Source organism: Micromonospora sp. CA-240977 (assembly GCF_050942285.1).
In the GTDB taxonomy this organism is placed as follows: Bacteria; Actinomycetota; Actinomycetes; order Mycobacteriales; family Micromonosporaceae; genus Micromonospora.
The window spans coordinates 2,288,569-2,304,475 of sequence record NZ_CP192055.1; the positions used below are offsets into that span (position 1 = coordinate 2,288,569).

At 70.9% G+C, this 15,907-nt stretch carries 16 protein-coding genes; 8 read left to right on the forward strand and 8 right to left on the reverse strand.

What is annotated here, in order from left to right; all coding sequences use genetic code 11:
* Positions 1-48 precede the first annotated feature (48 nt).
* From ACQPWW_RS10615 to ACQPWW_RS10625, 3 genes are all read left to right on the forward strand, one after another.
* Positions 49-279 carry a DUF2188 domain-containing protein gene (locus ACQPWW_RS10615; protein ID WP_433131562.1) on the forward strand — a complete coding sequence of 77 codons (231 nt, stop codon included), beginning with the start codon at positions 49-51 and terminating at the stop codon, positions 277-279.
* Positions 280-430: 151 nt separating this feature from the next.
* Positions 431-3,139 carry a fibronectin type III domain-containing protein gene (locus ACQPWW_RS10620; protein WP_433131564.1) on the forward strand — a complete coding sequence of 903 codons (2,709 nt, stop codon included), beginning with the start codon at positions 431-433 and terminating at the stop codon, positions 3,137-3,139.
* Complete coding sequence (locus ACQPWW_RS10625) at positions 3,084-3,377, forward strand: hypothetical protein (RefSeq protein ID WP_433131566.1); 294 nt, start codon at positions 3,084-3,086, stop codon at positions 3,375-3,377. The genes ACQPWW_RS10620 and ACQPWW_RS10625 overlap by 56 nt, the downstream gene beginning before the upstream one ends.
* A 314-nt stretch (positions 3,378-3,691) precedes the next feature.
* Here ACQPWW_RS10625 and ACQPWW_RS10630 read toward each other — a convergent pair whose 3' ends face one another.
* Positions 3,692-4,180 (reverse strand): hypothetical protein, encoded by a 489-nt coding sequence (locus tag ACQPWW_RS10630; protein WP_433131568.1) that lies wholly within the window; start codon positions 4,178-4,180, stop codon positions 3,692-3,694.
* Positions 4,181-4,193: 13 nt separating this feature from the next.
* Between ACQPWW_RS10630 and ACQPWW_RS10635 the strand changes: the two genes are divergently transcribed.
* Positions 4,194-4,337, forward strand: coding sequence for a hypothetical protein (locus ACQPWW_RS10635; protein ID WP_433131570.1), 144 nt, complete (start codon positions 4,194-4,196; stop codon positions 4,335-4,337).
* A 548-nt stretch (positions 4,338-4,885) separates the two neighbouring features.
* Here the strand turns inward: ACQPWW_RS10635 and ACQPWW_RS10640 are convergent.
* Positions 4,886-5,908: a DUF4331 family protein gene (locus tag ACQPWW_RS10640; protein WP_433131572.1), complete on the reverse strand. Its 1,023-nt coding sequence runs from the start codon at positions 5,906-5,908 to the stop codon at positions 4,886-4,888.
* Between the two features lie 171 nt (positions 5,909-6,079).
* A complete protein-coding gene (locus tag ACQPWW_RS10645; protein ID WP_433131574.1) occupies positions 6,080-7,327 on the reverse strand; it encodes a family 16 glycosylhydrolase in 1,248 nt (415 codons plus the stop codon).
* A gap of 374 nt (positions 7,328-7,701) precedes the next feature.
* Between ACQPWW_RS10645 and ACQPWW_RS10650 the strand changes: the two genes are divergently transcribed.
* Complete coding sequence (locus ACQPWW_RS10650) at positions 7,702-8,100, forward strand: hypothetical protein (protein WP_433131576.1); 399 nt, start codon at positions 7,702-7,704, stop codon at positions 8,098-8,100.
* Positions 8,101-8,119: 19 nt separating this feature from the next.
* On the opposite strand, the gene ACQPWW_RS10655 is transcribed toward ACQPWW_RS10650, so the two are convergent.
* From ACQPWW_RS10655 to ACQPWW_RS10665, 3 genes are all read right to left on the reverse strand, one after another.
* On the reverse strand, positions 8,120-9,574 hold the full coding sequence (locus ACQPWW_RS10655; protein ID WP_433131578.1) for an aminotransferase class V-fold PLP-dependent enzyme: 1,455 nt from the start codon (positions 9,572-9,574) through the stop codon (positions 8,120-8,122).
* Positions 9,564-11,249, reverse strand: coding sequence for an ATP-binding cassette domain-containing protein (locus tag ACQPWW_RS10660; RefSeq protein WP_433131580.1), 1,686 nt, complete (start codon positions 11,247-11,249; stop codon positions 9,564-9,566). The genes ACQPWW_RS10655 and ACQPWW_RS10660 overlap by 11 nt, the downstream gene beginning before the upstream one ends.
* Positions 11,250-11,360: 111 nt before the next feature.
* On the reverse strand, positions 11,361-11,987 hold the full coding sequence (locus ACQPWW_RS10665) for a TetR family transcriptional regulator C-terminal domain-containing protein (RefSeq protein WP_433131582.1): 627 nt from the start codon (positions 11,985-11,987) through the stop codon (positions 11,361-11,363).
* Positions 11,988-12,055: 68 nt separating this feature from the next.
* Between ACQPWW_RS10665 and ACQPWW_RS10670 the strand changes: the two genes are divergently transcribed.
* Both ACQPWW_RS10670 and ACQPWW_RS10675 read left to right on the forward strand, forming a co-directional pair.
* A complete protein-coding gene (locus ACQPWW_RS10670) occupies positions 12,056-12,772 on the forward strand; it encodes an SDR family NAD(P)-dependent oxidoreductase (protein ID WP_433131584.1) in 717 nt (238 codons plus the stop codon).
* Between the two features lie 30 nt (positions 12,773-12,802).
* Positions 12,803-13,033, forward strand: a complete 231-nt coding sequence (locus tag ACQPWW_RS10675; protein ID WP_433131586.1) for a tautomerase family protein — start codon at positions 12,803-12,805, stop codon at positions 13,031-13,033.
* A gap of 137 nt (positions 13,034-13,170) precedes the next feature.
* Here the strand turns inward: ACQPWW_RS10675 and ACQPWW_RS10680 are convergent, their stop codons facing one another.
* A complete protein-coding gene (locus ACQPWW_RS10680) occupies positions 13,171-14,004 on the reverse strand; it encodes an alpha/beta fold hydrolase (protein ID WP_433131588.1) in 834 nt (277 codons plus the stop codon).
* Complete coding sequence (locus ACQPWW_RS10685) at positions 14,001-14,585, reverse strand: TetR/AcrR family transcriptional regulator (protein WP_433131590.1); 585 nt, start codon at positions 14,583-14,585, stop codon at positions 14,001-14,003. Before ACQPWW_RS10685 ends, ACQPWW_RS10680 begins: the two co-directional genes overlap by 4 nt.
* 139 nt (positions 14,586-14,724) lie before the next feature.
* Between ACQPWW_RS10685 and ACQPWW_RS10690 the strand changes: the two genes are divergently transcribed.
* Positions 14,725-15,903, forward strand: coding sequence for a glutathione-independent formaldehyde dehydrogenase (locus ACQPWW_RS10690; protein WP_433131592.1), 1,179 nt, complete (start codon positions 14,725-14,727; stop codon positions 15,901-15,903).
* The last annotated feature ends 4 nt before the right edge of the window (positions 15,904-15,907 follow it).

The window sequence follows — 15,907 nt, forward strand, 5'->3', positions numbered from 1 at the left end:
TCGGGGCACTGACTGGGGAGACAGTTCGGACGCAGGGAGGAGCCAGCCATGGTCAAGGGTGACGTCGACACGTACCACGAGGACGGGCAGTGGAAGAACAAGCCGGAGGGCAATGAGCGGGCCAGCAGCACGCACGAGGTGAAGGCCGACGCGCAGGCCCAGGGCCGGGAGATGGCGGTCGACCGAGGCGTCGAACACGTGGTGAAGAAGCAGGACGGCACGATCGGGGAGAAGAACACCTACCCCCGCAGCCGTGACCCCCGCGACATCGAGGGCTGAGAGCTCTCGTTTCTGGTGGACCGACCTCCTCGGCGCAGCCGGGGAGGTCGGTCCTTTGTCGGTGGGAAGCCGATCTTCTCCGTACGGGAATTATGGGCGTTTTGGGGGGTTATAGTCCCGTTCGAGACTGGAGTGAAAGCTGGGAGTGCACATGTCGTTTCCGGGCCGCCGCCGTCCGAGCGGCATGGCGGCGCTGGCGGTGGCCGTGACCATGGGCGCCGTCGCGGTCGCGCCACTCCCGGCGCTGGCGGCCGGGTCGATCCTGTTCGACCAGCCGTTCCACAACAACACCGCGAACGGTGTGGGCGCCGTGGCGGTGCCGGGCGTGCCGACCGCGGGCGCCAGCAACGCGGCCTGCCTGAGCGCGGCGGGCAACTCGACCACCGGCCCGTTGCTGAGCTGCACCACGTCCACCGACCCGGAGGGCTCGGGCAAACTGCGCCTCACCCCCGCCACCACCACCCGGGAGGGCGGGGTGTTCGGCGCGGTGAGCGTGCCCACCTCGCAGGGCCTGCACGTCAGCTTCAACACCTACCAGTACGGCGGTACGAACCCGGGGGCAGACGGCCTCGCCTTCGTCCTGGCCGCCGTCGACCCGGCCAACCCGAGATCCCCGTCCACCCTCGGTCAGCCGGGTGGCTCGCTGGGCTACTCGGCGGCGTTCAACGGCGTGTCGGTGGGCCTCTCCAACGGCTACCTGGGCGTGGGGCTGGACGTCTTCGGCAACTTCAGTAGCAGCACGTACCAGGGGACCGGCTGCACGAACCCGCCGTACATCTCGACCACCGGCGGGCGGGTTCCCGGCCAGGTCGTGATCCGTGGGCCGGGCCGCAACGGAGTCGGCTACTGCGCGATCAACAGCACCGCCACCAGCACCTCGTCGGCCGCCCTGGCGTTGCGCGCGAGCACCCGGGCTGCCTCCGTGGTGCCGGTCGAGGTGGTCGCCAACACCACCGCGTCGCCGTACACCACCGACACCGGCATCACCGTGCCGGCCGGGCAGTACCGGGTCAGGTTCACCCCGGTCGGTGGATCGGCGCGGACCCTGGCCGGCAGTCTCCCGGTCGTGTCGCCGAGCCTGTACCCGTCGCCGACCTGGTTGAACGCCAGCGGCTACCCCCGGCAGCTCGCGTTCGGCTGGGTGGGCTCGACCGGCTCGGTCACCGACTTCCACGAGGTCGACAACGCCCGGGCGGTCACCTTCAACCCGGTGCCGGACCTGAACGTGGCGCAGACCAGCGCGGTCGGTGCCGCCCCACAGCCCGGCGACCCGGTCACATACTCGATCACCGCCGGGGTGGATCCCGGCGCCACCGAGACGTCGCCGATCTCGGTCACCCAGACCGTGCCGGCCGGAGTCGTGCCACGGGCCGCGTACGGATCGGGCTGGGTCTGCGCCGCACCGTCCGGCCAGACCATCACCTGCACCAACAGCAACGGCCCGTTCGTCGGCGGAAGCTCGCTGCCACCGATCACCGTCGCCGCGAGCGTGACCGGGACCGGAGTGACGCCGGCAGTGATCCAGACGGCCACTGTGGCGACCTCGTCCTCCATCGACGCGAACCCGGGTTACTCCACAGTCACCACCCCCGTGGCGCCCGCCACCGCGCCGAGCGGCGTCACCGTCACCCCGGCGCTGAGTTCGATCGCCGGGGGCATCGCGGTGACCGTCGGCGGCAGCGACCTCACCGGCGCGACCGCGATCACCATCGGTACGGCCGCCGAGCAGCAGGCCGGCACGTCGGTGCTGTTGGTGCCGTGCACGTCCGGCCCGGCCGCCGGCTGCTTCACAGTGAATCCCGACGGCACCCTCAGCATCTCCTCGATGCCCGCCCGGTCCAGCCCGGCGACGGTCACCGTCAGCGTCGTCACCCGGGGCGCCGCCGGCTCGGCGACCTACGTCTACGCGTCCGCGCCGGCCACGCCGGCCGCGCCCACGGCGGTCGCGGGCATCACCAGCGCCACGGTGAGTTGGACCGCCCCCGCGAGCAACGGCAGCCCGATCACCAGCTACCTGATCACCCCGATCCGGGACGGCGTCACCCAACCGACCCTCACGTTCGACGCCTCCACCACCAGCCGCACCCTGACCGGGCTGACCACCGGGGCGTCGTACACCTTCCGGGTCGCGGCGGTGAACGCGTTCGGCACCGGCGCGGCCAGCCCACCCTCGGCGGCCGTGGTGCCGTACACCCTGCCGGGAGCGCCGACGATCACCTCCGCCACCGCGGGGACCAACGCCGCCACGCTGGGCTGGACGGCCCCGGCCAACGGTGGCTCGGCGATCACCGGCTACACCGTGACGCCGTACCTCAACGGGGTGGCGCAGACCCCGCAGACCTTCACCGGGACCGCCACCACCCAGGTCGTCACCGGGCTGACCAGCGGCGCCACGTACACCTTCCGGGTGGCCGCGAACAACGCCGCGGGGACCGGCCCGCAGTCGGCGCCCTCCGCGTCGGTGACGGTCAATCCGCCACCGACGCTGACGTTCGCGCCGCCCCCGCCCGGCAAGGCGTACGACCCGTACCGGTACCAGTTGACGGTCGCCGGTGGCACGAGTCCCTTTGTCTGGTCGGTCAGCGCCGGTAGCCTGCCGGCCGGGCTGACCCTCGACCCGGCCACCGGCCTGCTCTCCGGCACTCCCACCGTCTCCGGGACGTTCTCGTTCACCGTGCGGGTGACCGACTCGTTCAACCAGGCCGCGACCCGACCGGTCGAGCTGGTCATCACCCCGCTCGGCGGGCTCTCCATCAGCGTGCCGGCGATCTCCGCACTGGGCACCGTCACCGCGGGTACCACCGGTGTTTCGGGTCGGCTCGGCCACCAACTTCACAACGGGCTCCGGTTCCGCGGGTGAGACCATCCCCAACAGCGACATCACGTACGCCTCCGGGCCGGCCCTCGCCACCACCGGCGTCGGAACGTTCCTCCCGCAGCCCGGCGCGGTGTTGGACATGCCGCGGACGGCCGCCGGATGGTCCGGTCAGGCCGGTGTCCCGAACTCCGCCACCTGGAACCCCACAATGTGGTTGACGCTCCCGCCCTCGGTGGTGGTCGGCGACTACGTGGCCGTCGTGACGCACTCGGTCATCTAGCCGAGCAGGTCCGCACTCAGGACGGGGCTGCGGACGCAGCGAAGAGCGCACGCCATCCGCTGTGGCTGCCCGCCATCTCGATGTGCTGGTGCGCGGTATACCTCAGAGGTATGAATATGACTCTGAGGTATACCGGTCTTCACCGCATCCGCCTCCCACGGAAGTGACCGACGGTCACCTCCGGCCCCCGACCACAGTCCGAGCGCTGCCGCTCTCAGACCCGCGGCCGGCTGCTGCCGGACGGACCGGTGACACGTCGCTGCCCGGCCGTACCCCTCGGGGACGGCCGGGCAGTCTGTGCGGCCCTGAGTCGGTCAGGCCAGCTGGGTGCGTTGCCGGCGGACGAGATACCAGCCGGCGAGAGTGATCAGCGCCAGCAGGGCGGTCCCGCCGACCGCGTAGACCAACCAGTTCGGCCCGGTGGAGGTCGCGACCGCCATCGGCGCCGCGACGGGCAGGCTGATCTTCCCGGTCGCGGTGCGTTCCACAACGCCGCTGGCAAGCTTCGCGTTCACGTCCCAGACCCCCGCAGGCAGAGCCTGGTTGACCTCGATCCGAACCTGGCCGCTCTGGCCGGGCAGGATCGTCACGCCGTTTGTCACCTTGAACGGGCCGGCCTGGACCTTCGCCTTGTTGAGCGACAGGGTGCCGGTCATGTCCACCGCGCGTTGGCCGGTGTTGGTGACCTTGGCGGTGACCACCGGAAACCCGCCGGGGCCCGGTTCTGCCGCCAGCCCCTCGATGCGGAAGTCGGTTGGCGGCTCACCACCCGGGCCGACGTCGAGGCAGACGCGGATGCCCACCCGGTGAATCTGGGTGACGTCGCCGGTCTGCTTCTTCGCGCTGGTGACCTGGGCCCAGATCGCCCCGTACCGCTCGCCCTTCGACGCCTTCCTCGGTACGGCGATCTCGACCTCGACCGGCCGTCGCTCGCCCGGGTCGCGGTTCGGGGGACGTTGATGATCACCTGCTGAGCCGAGGTGGGCTGACCCGGCGTGAAGGTGCCGCCACCGGCGGTCGCCGTCGCGGGGCCGGACCAGTACAGGACGTTGATGCTCGGGATCGTCTCCCCGGAGGTGCCGCCGCCGGTGACGAAGTCGGTGGAGATGACGGTGGCGGTCCAGTTGGGGGTGAGTGAACCGCGCTGGTCCAGCACTGTCACCGGGCCGAGCTGGCCGGTGACGGTGGAGCCCTCCACGCCGTGCCCGATGTTCGCCGTCGCCGGTACGGTGATCGAGAGGCCGCCAGCGGCGTCGACGGTGAGGGTCACGATCGTGTCGCCAGTGGTGTCAGCGGCGGCCGGCCCGGCGAGCGCGACGACGGCGGCAACGCCGGCCAGGCCCGCGAGAATCTTTCTACGTATTGAGTCTCCCTTGTCCTAGAAATCGCCCTTATTAGCAGCTCAGAGCCTATCTAGGATGAAAGCCACGTTCCGGACGAACGGCACGATCATTGCGATCTCGGCAGGTTGCTGTCACCGGACCGTGGGTGACGCGGCAGTGGTTCGGTCAGGCCGGCACCACGTAGGGGAAGGTGGCAGCGCGGGCGGCCTTGGTGACCTCCGGGGTGAGGCCGGATGTGGTGCCCGTGTTGAGCACCAGGGAGAACATCACCTCGGGTACGTTGTCGGCCATGTTGCGCCCGTTGCGGACCGCGAAGCCGTAGTTGGCCGCCGTGCCGACCTGGTAGGACAGCAGGTCGGGATAGAGCTGTCGGGCCACGCTCCACCCGTAGGCCTGCGGGTCGGGGGCGGTGCCGCTGGCGGCGACGACGCCGGCGACGGCGCTGGCGATCTCCTCGCCGTCCTCGGAGAGGTCCCGGCTGGGGTGCCGGACGTTGGCGGGGTTGGAGAAGTCGGTGTCGTGGGGCCAGAACAGCGGCCACATCATGGGGTGGCCGGCGCGGTTGATCTGTCGCCACCCGCCGGCGTCGGTGGCCAGCATCGTGCGGCACCAGACGCCGATGTCGGTGCCGTCGCGCAGCAGCGGCTCGTCGTGGGAGACCTCCAGGACGATCGACTCGACGGTCGTGCCGGCGAAGCTGTTCTTGGCCTGGTCCGTCCGCCACGCGGAGCGGTCCACCCGGGCGCCGTCCTTGAGCGCGCCGTTGATGGTGGCGAGCTCGTCGAGGTCGATGTAGAACGGGTCGGTGATCCGCCCCGCCCAGACCCGGACGTTGCCGCCGGTCGACACCTCGCCGGTGTGTCCCTCGGCGATGGGAGTTCCCATCGCGGCGTCCTCGCGGGCATCCTCGCCGGTGAGCTCGTACAACTGGAAGGTCTGTTTTCCGTTGCCGTCCGGCTCGCCGAAGGCGAATCGGTAGGTCAGCCCCTCCATCTCCGCGCCATTGAAGTGGATCTTGATTTCGTAGCGCGCCTCGGCGTGGAAGCCGCGCTTGATGTCCGCCTTCGTCACCGAGCTGTTGACGTCCATGACGAACACCGTGGCGCGGTCGCCGTTGAAGACGAACAGATCGTCGATGTAGAGCTGGCCGCCCTGGGCGGCGAGGGGGGTGTCGAGATGGTGCGACATGAGCTGACTCCCGAAATGCCGGATTCTGGACTTATCCGAACATAGCGGTCGTCGAACTGCTCTCCCTGCCATCGGGTTAATTCGGGCTCGCCCGCGACTGCGGAGGGTCCACGGTGAAGGGCCGCCCGACGCTGCGTCAGCGGGGCGGCCCTTCGCTCGTGCCGGGCGTCCCTAGACGCGGGACCACTTCTGGTTCGCGGCCCCGATGCAGTCCCACAGGTGCAGCTTGCCGCCGTTGTTGGGGTTGGCGTCCCGCACGTCCACGCACCTGTTGGCGTTGAGGTTCACCAGGTCGCCGGCGGCGTTGAGGGTGAAGCGCTGCGCGGTGTTGCCATTGCAGCTGACCAGGTTGACCTCGGTGCCGTTCGCCGTGCCGGCCCAGGCGGGGTCCATGCACTTGCCCATCGCGCGGACCGTGCCGTCGGAGGCGAAGGTCCAGGCCTGGGCCGCTGTGGTGTTGCAGTCCCAGATCTGCAACTTGGCCCCCTCGACCGGGTTGGCGCTGGGAATGTCGATGCACCGCCCGCTCTGCGCGCCCCGGATCCGGCTGGTGCCGGGCGTCGGCTCGCCGCCGCCGGAGGTGTAGCTGGACACCCGGACGTAGTCGACGAGCATCTGCTGCGGGAACTGCGTGGAACCGTCCGGGTAACCGGGCCAGTTGCCGCCCACCGCCACGTTGAGGATCATGAAGAAGGGGTGGTCGAACACCCAGCGGTTGCCGCCGAGCCGCGCGGGATCGACCCGGTGGTACTGGACCCCGTCCAGGTACCACGTGATCACGTTCGGCTCCCAGTCCACCCGGTAGGTGTGGAAGCCGTCGGCGAGCGGCACCCCGATGGTGCGGCTGCCGGTGATGCCGCCGCCGCCGGAGTAGCCGGGCCCGTGCACGGTGCCGTACACGGTGTTGGGCTCCCGGCCGATGTTCTCCATGATGTCGATCTCGCCGGCGTCGGGCCAACCGCCGCCGGTGCCGAGCATCCAGAACGCCGGCCAGATGCCCTGGCCGCGCGGAATCTTGATCCGGGCCTCGAACCGGCCGTAGGTCTGGGTGAAGGTGGACGCCGAGAGCAGCCGCGCCGAGGTGTACTCACAGCGCCCGTAGTGGCACTGGTAGTTGGCGGGATTGTCCCGGCGGGCCGTGATGACCAGGTTGCCCTGGCCGTCGTGGACGGCGTTGCTCGTGCTGTTCGTGTAGTACTGCCGTTCGTTGTTGCCCCAACCGCCGCCGCCGATGTCGAAGCGCCACTTGTTCTGGTCGACGGGGGTGCCGGCCGGCGAGTTGAACTCGTCCTGCCAGCTGATGGAGCCGATGGCGGCCTCGGCTCGGTCGGAATTCGCCGGGACGAGCGCCGCGGTGGTCGCGACGAGGGCGACCGCCAGGAGGACGAGGGGACGAGACCGGGTGCGGGCTGTGAACACGGGAGGCTCCTCAGCGGGGGGAGTGGTGGAGGCTGCGCGGCGAAGAGGACGGAGAGCGCTCTCCGTAGAGAAGCATGTCGATATCATGCCTTTCTGTCAAGAGTGTTTCCAATACACCCGCATCGCCCTTCGCGCCGGGGCGCCGAGCACGGCTCGGCGACCATCAGGTGACTCCGAGATGGACGCGACGATCCCCGTCGCCGGGCTCGTCCAGGTGGCCCTCATCGCGTGGACGACTGCTACTCGATAGCTGTCGAATCGACCCTTCCTATTGCCGTGGGGCGTCCACCCGGGACAGGATGACGAGGCGTGCGGGAAACCTCCTCGTAACCTGCGCGCTGCTGGTCTCTGTCACAAGGAAGTGGGAGTCAGTCATGAGCGACGCGTCGACGGCGCTGGGTGTGCGCCTCTACCCGGACCTGGTCGAGCGAGGTGGTCTGGCCCCCGCGCTCATCGAAACCGCTGCCCGACACGGGCTCGATCTCGGCCGGGTCACCGCCCCCGAGCAGGGGCGGAGCCGATTCACCTGCGCCGAGCTGCACTCCGACCAGGGCGTGGTCTGCGTGAAGCTGGGATCGCAGGCCCGATACTTCATGATCGACCTGCGGGTGTCGGACGAGGTGCTGGCGCGCGGCGACGTGATGGACCTCCTGCAGGTCGCCAAGGTGGCCGCGGCTTGGCAGGCCGGGTTGACGGTCGCCGAGCTCACCGCCCGGTTCCCGTTCATGGAGGAGATCAGGCACCGCCCGTCGCCCGTGGCCCAGGTCAGCTGACGCGCCTCCCCGGAACGGGTCAACAGCGCAACCGCGGCGGCAGCGGGGCCTCGACGCCGACCCCACGGTCCAGGTAGGTCGACTGGACGAAGGCGACGAAGCGTTCCGCGTCGGTCGCGGTGGACGCCAGCCCGAACGAGACACGGACCGCGCCACCCGTCGGCAGGCGCAGCGCGGCCAGGTACTGATCGATCGTGTCGACCCGCGCCAACAGCCGCCGCCGCACCGAGTCCCGGCTGATGCCGAACGCGCCCTCACCCGCGCCCGGGTTGCAGAAGCAGCCGGTCCGCAGGGCGAACCCGGCCACCGCCGACTCCCGCGCGACAAGCCGCTCATCGACAAGGGTGCCGTCCGGATCGCGGAGATTGAACGTCACGGTGCCGCCGCGGCCCGCGCCCGTCGTCGGCCCGTACACCTGGACCAGAGGTTGGCCGCTGGCATGCCGCAGCGTGGCCAGCCGCGCCAGCAGCCACTCGGTGAGCAGACCGACCCGGGAATGCACGAGGTCCACGCCGATCGAGTCCAGCCACCGCAGCCCGAACTCCACGTCCGGGATGCTCAGGAAGTTGAGGGTGCCGTCCTCGAACGCCGACTCGTCGTCCATCGACCGGTGCCAGTCACCCTGCACGCTGACCGCGCGGATCGTGCCACCGGCGAACCAGGGCCGGCGCAGCCGGGCCAGCGCGTCGCGGCGGGCCAGCAACGCGCCGACCCCGGTCGGGTAGCCGAAGAGCTTGTACCAGCTCAGACACACGAACTCCGGCCGGACGACGCTGAGATCCAGCCGATTCGTCGGCGCGAAGGCGGCAGCGTCGAGCAGCACGTCGTAGCCGTGTTGGTGGGCCAACTCCACCCAGCCCAGCGGGTGCTGCACGCCCGAGAAGTTGCTCTGCGCCGGATAGGCGAACAGCCCTCGACGACCTCGGCCCCACCGCCTGCCCCGGTTGGCGTCGAGCACCGTGGCCAGGTCCGACTCGGCGACCCGCAGCTCCGGCCCGCTCAGCGGCACGTAGCGCACGGGCGCGCCGGCCGCCCGGGCGTACTCGCGGATGCCGTTTACCGAGTTGTGGTTGTCCCAGGTCAGCACGAGCGGCGCGGCGCGGCCGAAGTCGTACGCCTCGCCGACCAACCGGCAGGCGCCGCTGGCGTTCGGGGTGAAGACCACCGCGTACTCGGACGGGTCCGCCCGGAAGAAGTCGAGCACCGCGCGTCGTGCCGACTCCACCAGGGACCCGGCCGCCGCGCTGCTCGGGTTCTCCGAGTGCGGGTTGCCGTACAGGCCGGCGAGCAGCCGGTCGTGATGTTCGCGTACCTGGGCCTGGGCCGTGACCCCGGCCCCGGCGTAGTCGAGGTACACCTGCCCGGCGGTGTCCAGGTGCCGGTATTCGGTGGCGCGCAGCTCGTCGAGCCGGCCGGTGGCGGCGTAGCCCGGCAGCGCCGTGGGGGAGGAGTGCGGGATCGGCTCAGGACGCACGACGGGAGTCCCGTCGGACCAGCACCGCCCAGGCGGCGCCGAGGAAGAGCAGCGTGAAGCCGCCGAGCACCAGCCAGTTCACCCAGACCGGCCGGGAGAAGCTGTCGCCGTACGTGGCCAGCAGCGGCGGGCCGAGCGGGGAGCCGCCGTCGCGCCAGAGTCGTTCCACAGCGGCGGTGTGCCCCAGACCCTCGAACGCCCAGCGGTTCGACATCGCGACGCTGAGCCACTGACCGCCGACGGCCATGGCCGGCACCGGCAGGATCGCACCGACGAAGAGCACCTGCGGAAAGCAGAGCATCGGCAGCATGAGCGTCGCCTGGGCCGCGTCGGAGACCGTCGCGGAGCACAGCAGACCGAGGGTGAGCGCTGCCGCCGAGGAGAGCAGCAGGGTCGCGTACAGGGCCGCGAAGTCGGCGCCGTCGACCGGTGGCAGCCGGTCGATCCCGCGCAACACCCCGAGCAGGGCCAGGTCCACAAGGGCCAGCAGCGGCAGCAGCACCGCGACCTTGCCCATCAGGTACGGCAGCAGCCGGACACCGGCCAGCCGCTCCCGGTGCAGGATCGCCAGCTCGGTGCAGATCTGGAGTAACCCGTAGGTCAGCCCGAAGAAGAAGCCGCCGAACGCGATCCAGAACAGGATCATCACCGTCACGGTCGGGCTCGGCCGGGTGGGCTCGAACGCCCCTGGTCGGAACAGCAGCGCGAACATGCCGAGCACCATCAACGGCGAGCCGAGCAGGATCGCCAGGGTCAGCCGATTGCGGACGATGATCTCGGCGTTGCGCGCGGTGAGGACGGCCCACTGGCGCAGCCGGCCGATCCGCCGGGGCGCGGGCCTGGCGCTGCCACCGTCGCCGATCGCACCGGCCGGCGGGCTGGCGTCGCGCCGCGCGGCGAAGCGATCGGGCCACTCGGCCGGATGCGCCGCCTCGTCGAGCCGCAGGTGCACCTCGGCGAGGGACCGCAGGTCGAAGAACTCCCGGGCGGCGGCGGGCGTGCCGGTGAACGCCAGGCGGCCCTGACGGGTCAGCACGACGACCCGGTCGCAGCGGTCCACGTCGGTGATCTGGTGGGTGGTGAGCACGACTGTGGTCCCGGAGTCGGCGAGCGTCCGCAGCACCCGGAGCAACTCCACGGCGATCGCCGGGTCCAACCCCGAGGTGGGCTCGTCCAGGAAGAACACGCCGGGCCGGGTGAGCAGCTCGACGGCGATGCTCGCGCGTTTGCGCTCACCACCGCTGAGCAGGCCCACCGGTGTGGCGGCCTGTTCGGTCAGGCGCAGTTCGGCGAGCACCTCCGCGACCCGGCGGCTGACCTCGGCCGGCCCGGTGCCGGGCGCCAGGCGCAGGCGGGCGGCGTAACGCAGGGTGCGGGCCAGTGGCAGCTCGCGGTGGATGATGTCGTCCTGCGGGACGAAACCGATCGCGCCGGCCGGGGCGGCGCCGTCGTAGGTCACGGCGTCCGCGGTCGGTCGCCGTACGCCGGCCAGCAGCTCCAGCAGGCTGGTCTTGCCGGCGCCGCTGGCGCCGATGATCGCGACCAGCTCGCCCGGGGCGATGGTCAGCGAGATGTCGTCCAGGATCTGGCGACCACCCCGGACGACCTGGCCCAGACCACTGGCGGCGATGCCGACGCCGGTCCGTGGCGGAGAGGTGGTCTGCTCGGTCGTCATGTCGAGTGCTCGATCCGGTCGGGGAGTGGTCCGCCTGAATATCGTGCCTCGCCGATGTTACTGACCGGCCGCGCAGTGCGCCGGAGTGGACGGTCCACGACCGTCGTCCGTTCAGCCGGTGGTGGTGGTGGTCCGCGCCTCCGCCGGCACCTGGAGGAGATCCAGGCAGTTGCGCCACAGCGTCTCCAACTGGCTCGGATCGTTGAGCAGCTTCGCGAGCAGGACCCGCCCCTCGATCTGCGCGACGATCGATCGGGCGGCCTCCCGGCTGTCGACCCCCGGGCCCGCCAGGCCGCGTTCCTTGGCCTCGACCACGACCTGCTCGATGAGGCTGATCTGCTCCTCGAAGATCTCCTGGAGCCGACCGCGGATCTCCTCGGCCTGGTTGCTGAGTTCGAGGGCGAGGTTGCCAAACAGGCAACCGGCGACCACTCCGGCTTTCTGCTGGCCGACGCGCTGGACCTCCTCGGTGGCCTCGAACAGGTCCCGGAGCCGCTGTAGCGGGTCGCGCTCGCTGCCGAGCAACTGCTCCCACTGGCGGCGCTGGGTGACCCAGTGCTCGTCGATCACGGTGCGGGCGAGCGCCTGCTTGGACTCGAAGAAGTAGTAGAAGCTGCCCTTCGGCACGCCCGCCGCCGCGCAGATCTCGGCCACGCCGAGCGCCGTGTAGCCGCGCTGCTCGATCAGCGCGGCGGCCGCGTCGAGGATCTTGTTCTTCGCGTCACTGGTCCGTCCCATGCTTTGACGATACACGACCGGTCGGCTAGCTTTTAGTCGACCAGTCGTCTAGTGAAGGTGGTTTCCTCATGAACAGCAGTCAGAACCAGCGGGTCGTGGTCATCACCGGCGCCTCCCAGGGCATCGGTGCCGACCTCGTGAACGCCTACCGCAAGCTCGGGTACGGCGTGGTGGCGACATCACGCTCGATCGGCGCGTCCCAGGACCCGGAGGTCGTCACGGTTCGGGGCGACATCGCCGAGGCCGACACGGCGGAGCGCGTGGTGCGTGCCGCTCTGGACCGGTTCGGGCGGATCGACACCCTCGTGAACAACGCCGGCGTCTTCGTCGCCAAGCCGTTCACCGACTACACCGACGAGGACTTCAACCAGGTCACCGGGATCAACCTCGCCGGGTTCTTCCACCTCACCCAGCGCGTCATGCCTCACCTGCTGGCCAGCGGCAACGGTCACATCGTCAGCATCACGACCAGCTTCGTCGACCAGCCCAACTCGAACGTCCCGTCGGTGCTCGCATCGTTGACAAAGGGCGGTCTCAGCTCGGCGACCAAGTCGCTGGCCATCGAGTACGCGGGCCGCGGTGTCCGGGTCAACGCCGTCGCGCCCGGCGTGATCAAGACCCCGATGCACCCGGTCGAGACGCACCAGACGCTCGCGGGCCTGCACCCGGTCGGCCGGATGGGCGAGACCAGCGATGTCGTCGACGCCGTCGTCTACCTCGAGTCCGCCCCGTTCGTCACCGGCGAGATCCTGCACGTTGACGGCGGCCAGAACGCCGGTCACTGACGGCGTCCGACACCGAGAAGGGAGCGAACGATGCCGATCGTGACCATCCAGATCACCCGCGAGGGCAGCACCGCGGGCGCGTCCGCGGCGACAGCCGAGGAGAAGGCCGCCCTCATCAAGGGCGTGAGCGAGTTGCTGCGCGACGTCCTGAACAAGCCGTTGACGTCGACCTTCGTGGTGATCGACGAGGTCGAGACCGAGAACTGGGGTCGCGGCGGCCTCCCGGTCGAACAGTTCCGCCGGCAGCAGGTGCCCGAGTAGGCCGAGGATGCCCGCCGAGGTGACGGGCAGGATCCGCGCCGTTGGTGCGGATCCTGCCGGTCGGCGGCGTTGATCATTTCGGGTGCGTTCCCGGGGCCGACGGCCGTCACCGTCTCGGCTGGGCCCTCGGAACCCGGCTAGGCCGCCGAAACCTCGACGAAGAACTGTCGCAGAGTGTCGGCTACCAGGGTGGGCGCCGTCATCGTCACGAAGTGCGACTGACCCGCCCAGACGACGTGGCGGACCGCTGGGATCGTCCGCGCGAGGGTGTCCATCGTCGCGGGCATCGGCGCCCAGGTGTCCGCGCCGGCCAGCAGAAGAGTCGGCACGCTGATCGAGGACCACCGGGCGATGTCCGTGCTGTCCCCGGCGAGGGCCTCGAGATCGTGCAGCCAGCCGATCGCCGCGCGCCGCGCCTCGACCGGGTCGGGCGTCCGGTCGCCCGCCGAGGCGGCGAGCGCGGCGACGATCTCCGCCGGGACCCGGGTCACGTCGTTCAACGCCGCCGCCATCGCCGCGGCGTCGTCGCGCTCGAAGGCGGCACGGTACCGGGCCAGCAGGGGTGCGATCTCCGCTCCGGCCGCGAAGAGCGGGGGTTCGAAGATGGCGAGCGAGCGGATGCCGCGCGGATCGGCCGCGGCGGTGTGCAACGCCAGTGTCGATCCGTAGGAGGCGCCGACGACATGGACCGTCCTGCCGGTGGGCTGCCGTGCCGCCTCGATGACCGCGAGCAGGTCGGCGGTCTCCTCGCTGAAGGACTTGGGGCCGGGCGGGACGTCGCTGGGACCGTAGCCGCGCCGGGCCGGCAGCCACACCTCGTGGTCGCTGGCGAGCTGGTCGGCGACGGTGGCCCAGGAGTGCAGCCCACCCCCCGACCCGTGCACGAGGACGACGGGATCGCCGGCGCCCAGGCGGCGGACCACCAGGCGCGTCCCGTCGGAGGACTCGACGTGCTGATCGTGACTGCTCACTGCTGCTCCTGTCGTGCGGTCGGCCAGTTGCTCAGCGTCGTGTGGACCGCGTCGAGGATCGAGTGCCACGACGCGTCGACGGCGCGGGGATGCCCGAAGCCGTCGACGGCTTCGAGACTCGCGAAGCCGTGCAGGGTGCTGCGGACGAATCGCATCGCGTCGGTCAGCGCCGGCTCGTCGAGCCCGTAGCCGCGCAGCATCGCGTAGCTCAGCTCGATCAGGCGCAGATGCCCGGCCGAACCCGTGCCGACCTCGGGCGGAAGCGGAAGCTGCGTCGCCGCGTACTGCCCGGGGCGCGCCACGGCGAACGCGCGCCAGGCGTCGGCGAAACCGACGAGAGCCCGGTGGCCCGCCCGCCCGGCCACGGCGAGCGCGAGCTCGTCGGCGAACGCGGCCGCCGCCCGGACCGCGACCTGCTCGATCAACGCGTCGCGACTGCGGACGTGCACGTAGAGCGCGGCGTCCGAGACGCCGAAGTGGCGGGCGACGGCCGCGACGGTCAACCGGGACAGACCGACCTCGTCCGCCAGGTCGGCCGCGGCGGCCGAGACCCGCGCGCTGGTCAGTCCCTGCCGTGGCATACCGAACCTTTGTTTCACTAGGAAGAAACTTAGGAGCCCTAAGATAGCAGCCGATGGCCCGCCTGGTCCGTCGGCCCGGGGCATGAACGGCCCGGTCGGGGGAAGACCGGCTCTTTCGTCGCCGAACAGGAGACCAGGGATGCGAGCCGTCGTGTACGCCGACGTCCGGACCGTCGCGGTGCGGGAGGTGCCCGACGCGACGCTGGAGGCGGAGACCGACGCCCTCGTGCGGATCACCTCCACCGCGCTGTGCGGCACCGACCTGCACATGTACGACGGACGGACCAGTGCCGACCCCGGGCTGGTGCTCGGCCACGAGCCACTGGGCGTGGTGCAGGAGGTGGGCCGGGCGGTGCAGACCGTCCGGCCGGGAACCCGGGTGGTGATCCCCACCCACCTCTTCTGCGGGACGTGCGTGATGTGTGCCCGGGGGCTCTCGGCGGCCTGTCTGCGGGCGCGGGCGGAGGGGCCGGGCGCGGCGTACGGCTACGCCGGGATGGGCCCCTATCGGGGCGCCCAGGCCGACCTGCTGCGGGTGCCCTGGGCCGACGCCAACTGCGTACCAGTGCCCGGTGAGCCGGGGGACGGGTACGAGGACGACTTCGTGCTGCTTGCCGACGCGTTCGTCACGGGGTGGCACGCCGCCGCCACGCTTGCCGGGGTCGAGCCCGGCGACACGGTGGCCGTCTTCGGCGCCGGCACCATCGGCCTGCTCGGCGCCTACTCGGCGCTGCTCCGGGGCGCCCGGGTCGTCTACTGCGTCGACGGCGTCGAGGCTCGGCTCGACAAGGCCGGGGAGATCGGCGCCGTACCGATCGACTTCCGCCGGGGGGACCCGGTCGAGCAGATCCGCGCCGACCGGTCCCGGGTGGGGCTGCCGCTGGGCGAGGAGAAGCTGGGTGGCGTCGACAAGGTGATCGACGCGGTCGGGTTCCAGGCCCGTGACCGGGAGCACCCGGACCGCGAGCGCCCGGACCAGGTCATCGCCGACGCCGCCCGGCTTGTCAATCCCACCGGCGCGATCGCGGTCGCGGGTGTGTATCCGGAGCAGGATCCGCGTCCCGGACCCGGCGCTGATGCCCACGAGGATCTCGTCGCACCGTGGGGGGCGCTGTTCGCCAAGGGCGTCGCCGTCCGGTTCGGCCGTACCCACGACCGCCGCTACACGGTGCTGCTGCGCGACCTGGTCGTCGCCGGTCGTGCCCGGCCCAGCGTCGTCGTGACCCACCACGGCAGCCTGGCCGACGCGCCGGAGTTGTACCGCCGCTTCGACCGGCGGGAGGACGGGGTGATCAAGGTGGTGCTACGCCCGGCTTGACCGG

What these genes read in the sequence shown, in the direction of transcription:
- ACQPWW_RS10615 (WP_433131562.1), top strand. Translation starts at nt 49, where the DNA reads ATGGTCAAGGGTGACGTCGACACGTACCACGAGGACGGGCAGTGGAAG.
- ACQPWW_RS10620 (WP_433131564.1), top strand. Translation starts at nt 431, where the DNA reads ATGTCGTTTCCGGGCCGCCGCCGTCCGAGCGGCATGGCGGCGCTGGCG.
- ACQPWW_RS10640 (WP_433131572.1), bottom strand. Translation starts at nt 5,908, where the DNA reads ATGTCGCACCATCTCGACACCCCCCTCGCCGCCCAGGGCGGCCAGCTC.
- ACQPWW_RS10650 (WP_433131576.1), top strand. Translation starts at nt 7,702, where the DNA reads ATGAGCGACGCGTCGACGGCGCTGGGTGTGCGCCTCTACCCGGACCTG.
- ACQPWW_RS10660 (WP_433131580.1), bottom strand. Translation starts at nt 11,249, where the DNA reads ATGACGACCGAGCAGACCACCTCTCCGCCACGGACCGGCGTCGGCATC.
- ACQPWW_RS10665 (WP_433131582.1), bottom strand. Translation starts at nt 11,987, where the DNA reads ATGGGACGGACCAGTGACGCGAAGAACAAGATCCTCGACGCGGCCGCC.
- ACQPWW_RS10670 (WP_433131584.1), top strand. Translation starts at nt 12,056, where the DNA reads ATGAACAGCAGTCAGAACCAGCGGGTCGTGGTCATCACCGGCGCCTCC.
- ACQPWW_RS10675 (WP_433131586.1), top strand. Translation starts at nt 12,803, where the DNA reads ATGCCGATCGTGACCATCCAGATCACCCGCGAGGGCAGCACCGCGGGC.
- ACQPWW_RS10685 (WP_433131590.1), bottom strand. Translation starts at nt 14,585, where the DNA reads ATGCCACGGCAGGGACTGACCAGCGCGCGGGTCTCGGCCGCCGCGGCC.
- ACQPWW_RS10690 (WP_433131592.1), top strand. Translation starts at nt 14,725, where the DNA reads ATGCGAGCCGTCGTGTACGCCGACGTCCGGACCGTCGCGGTGCGGGAG.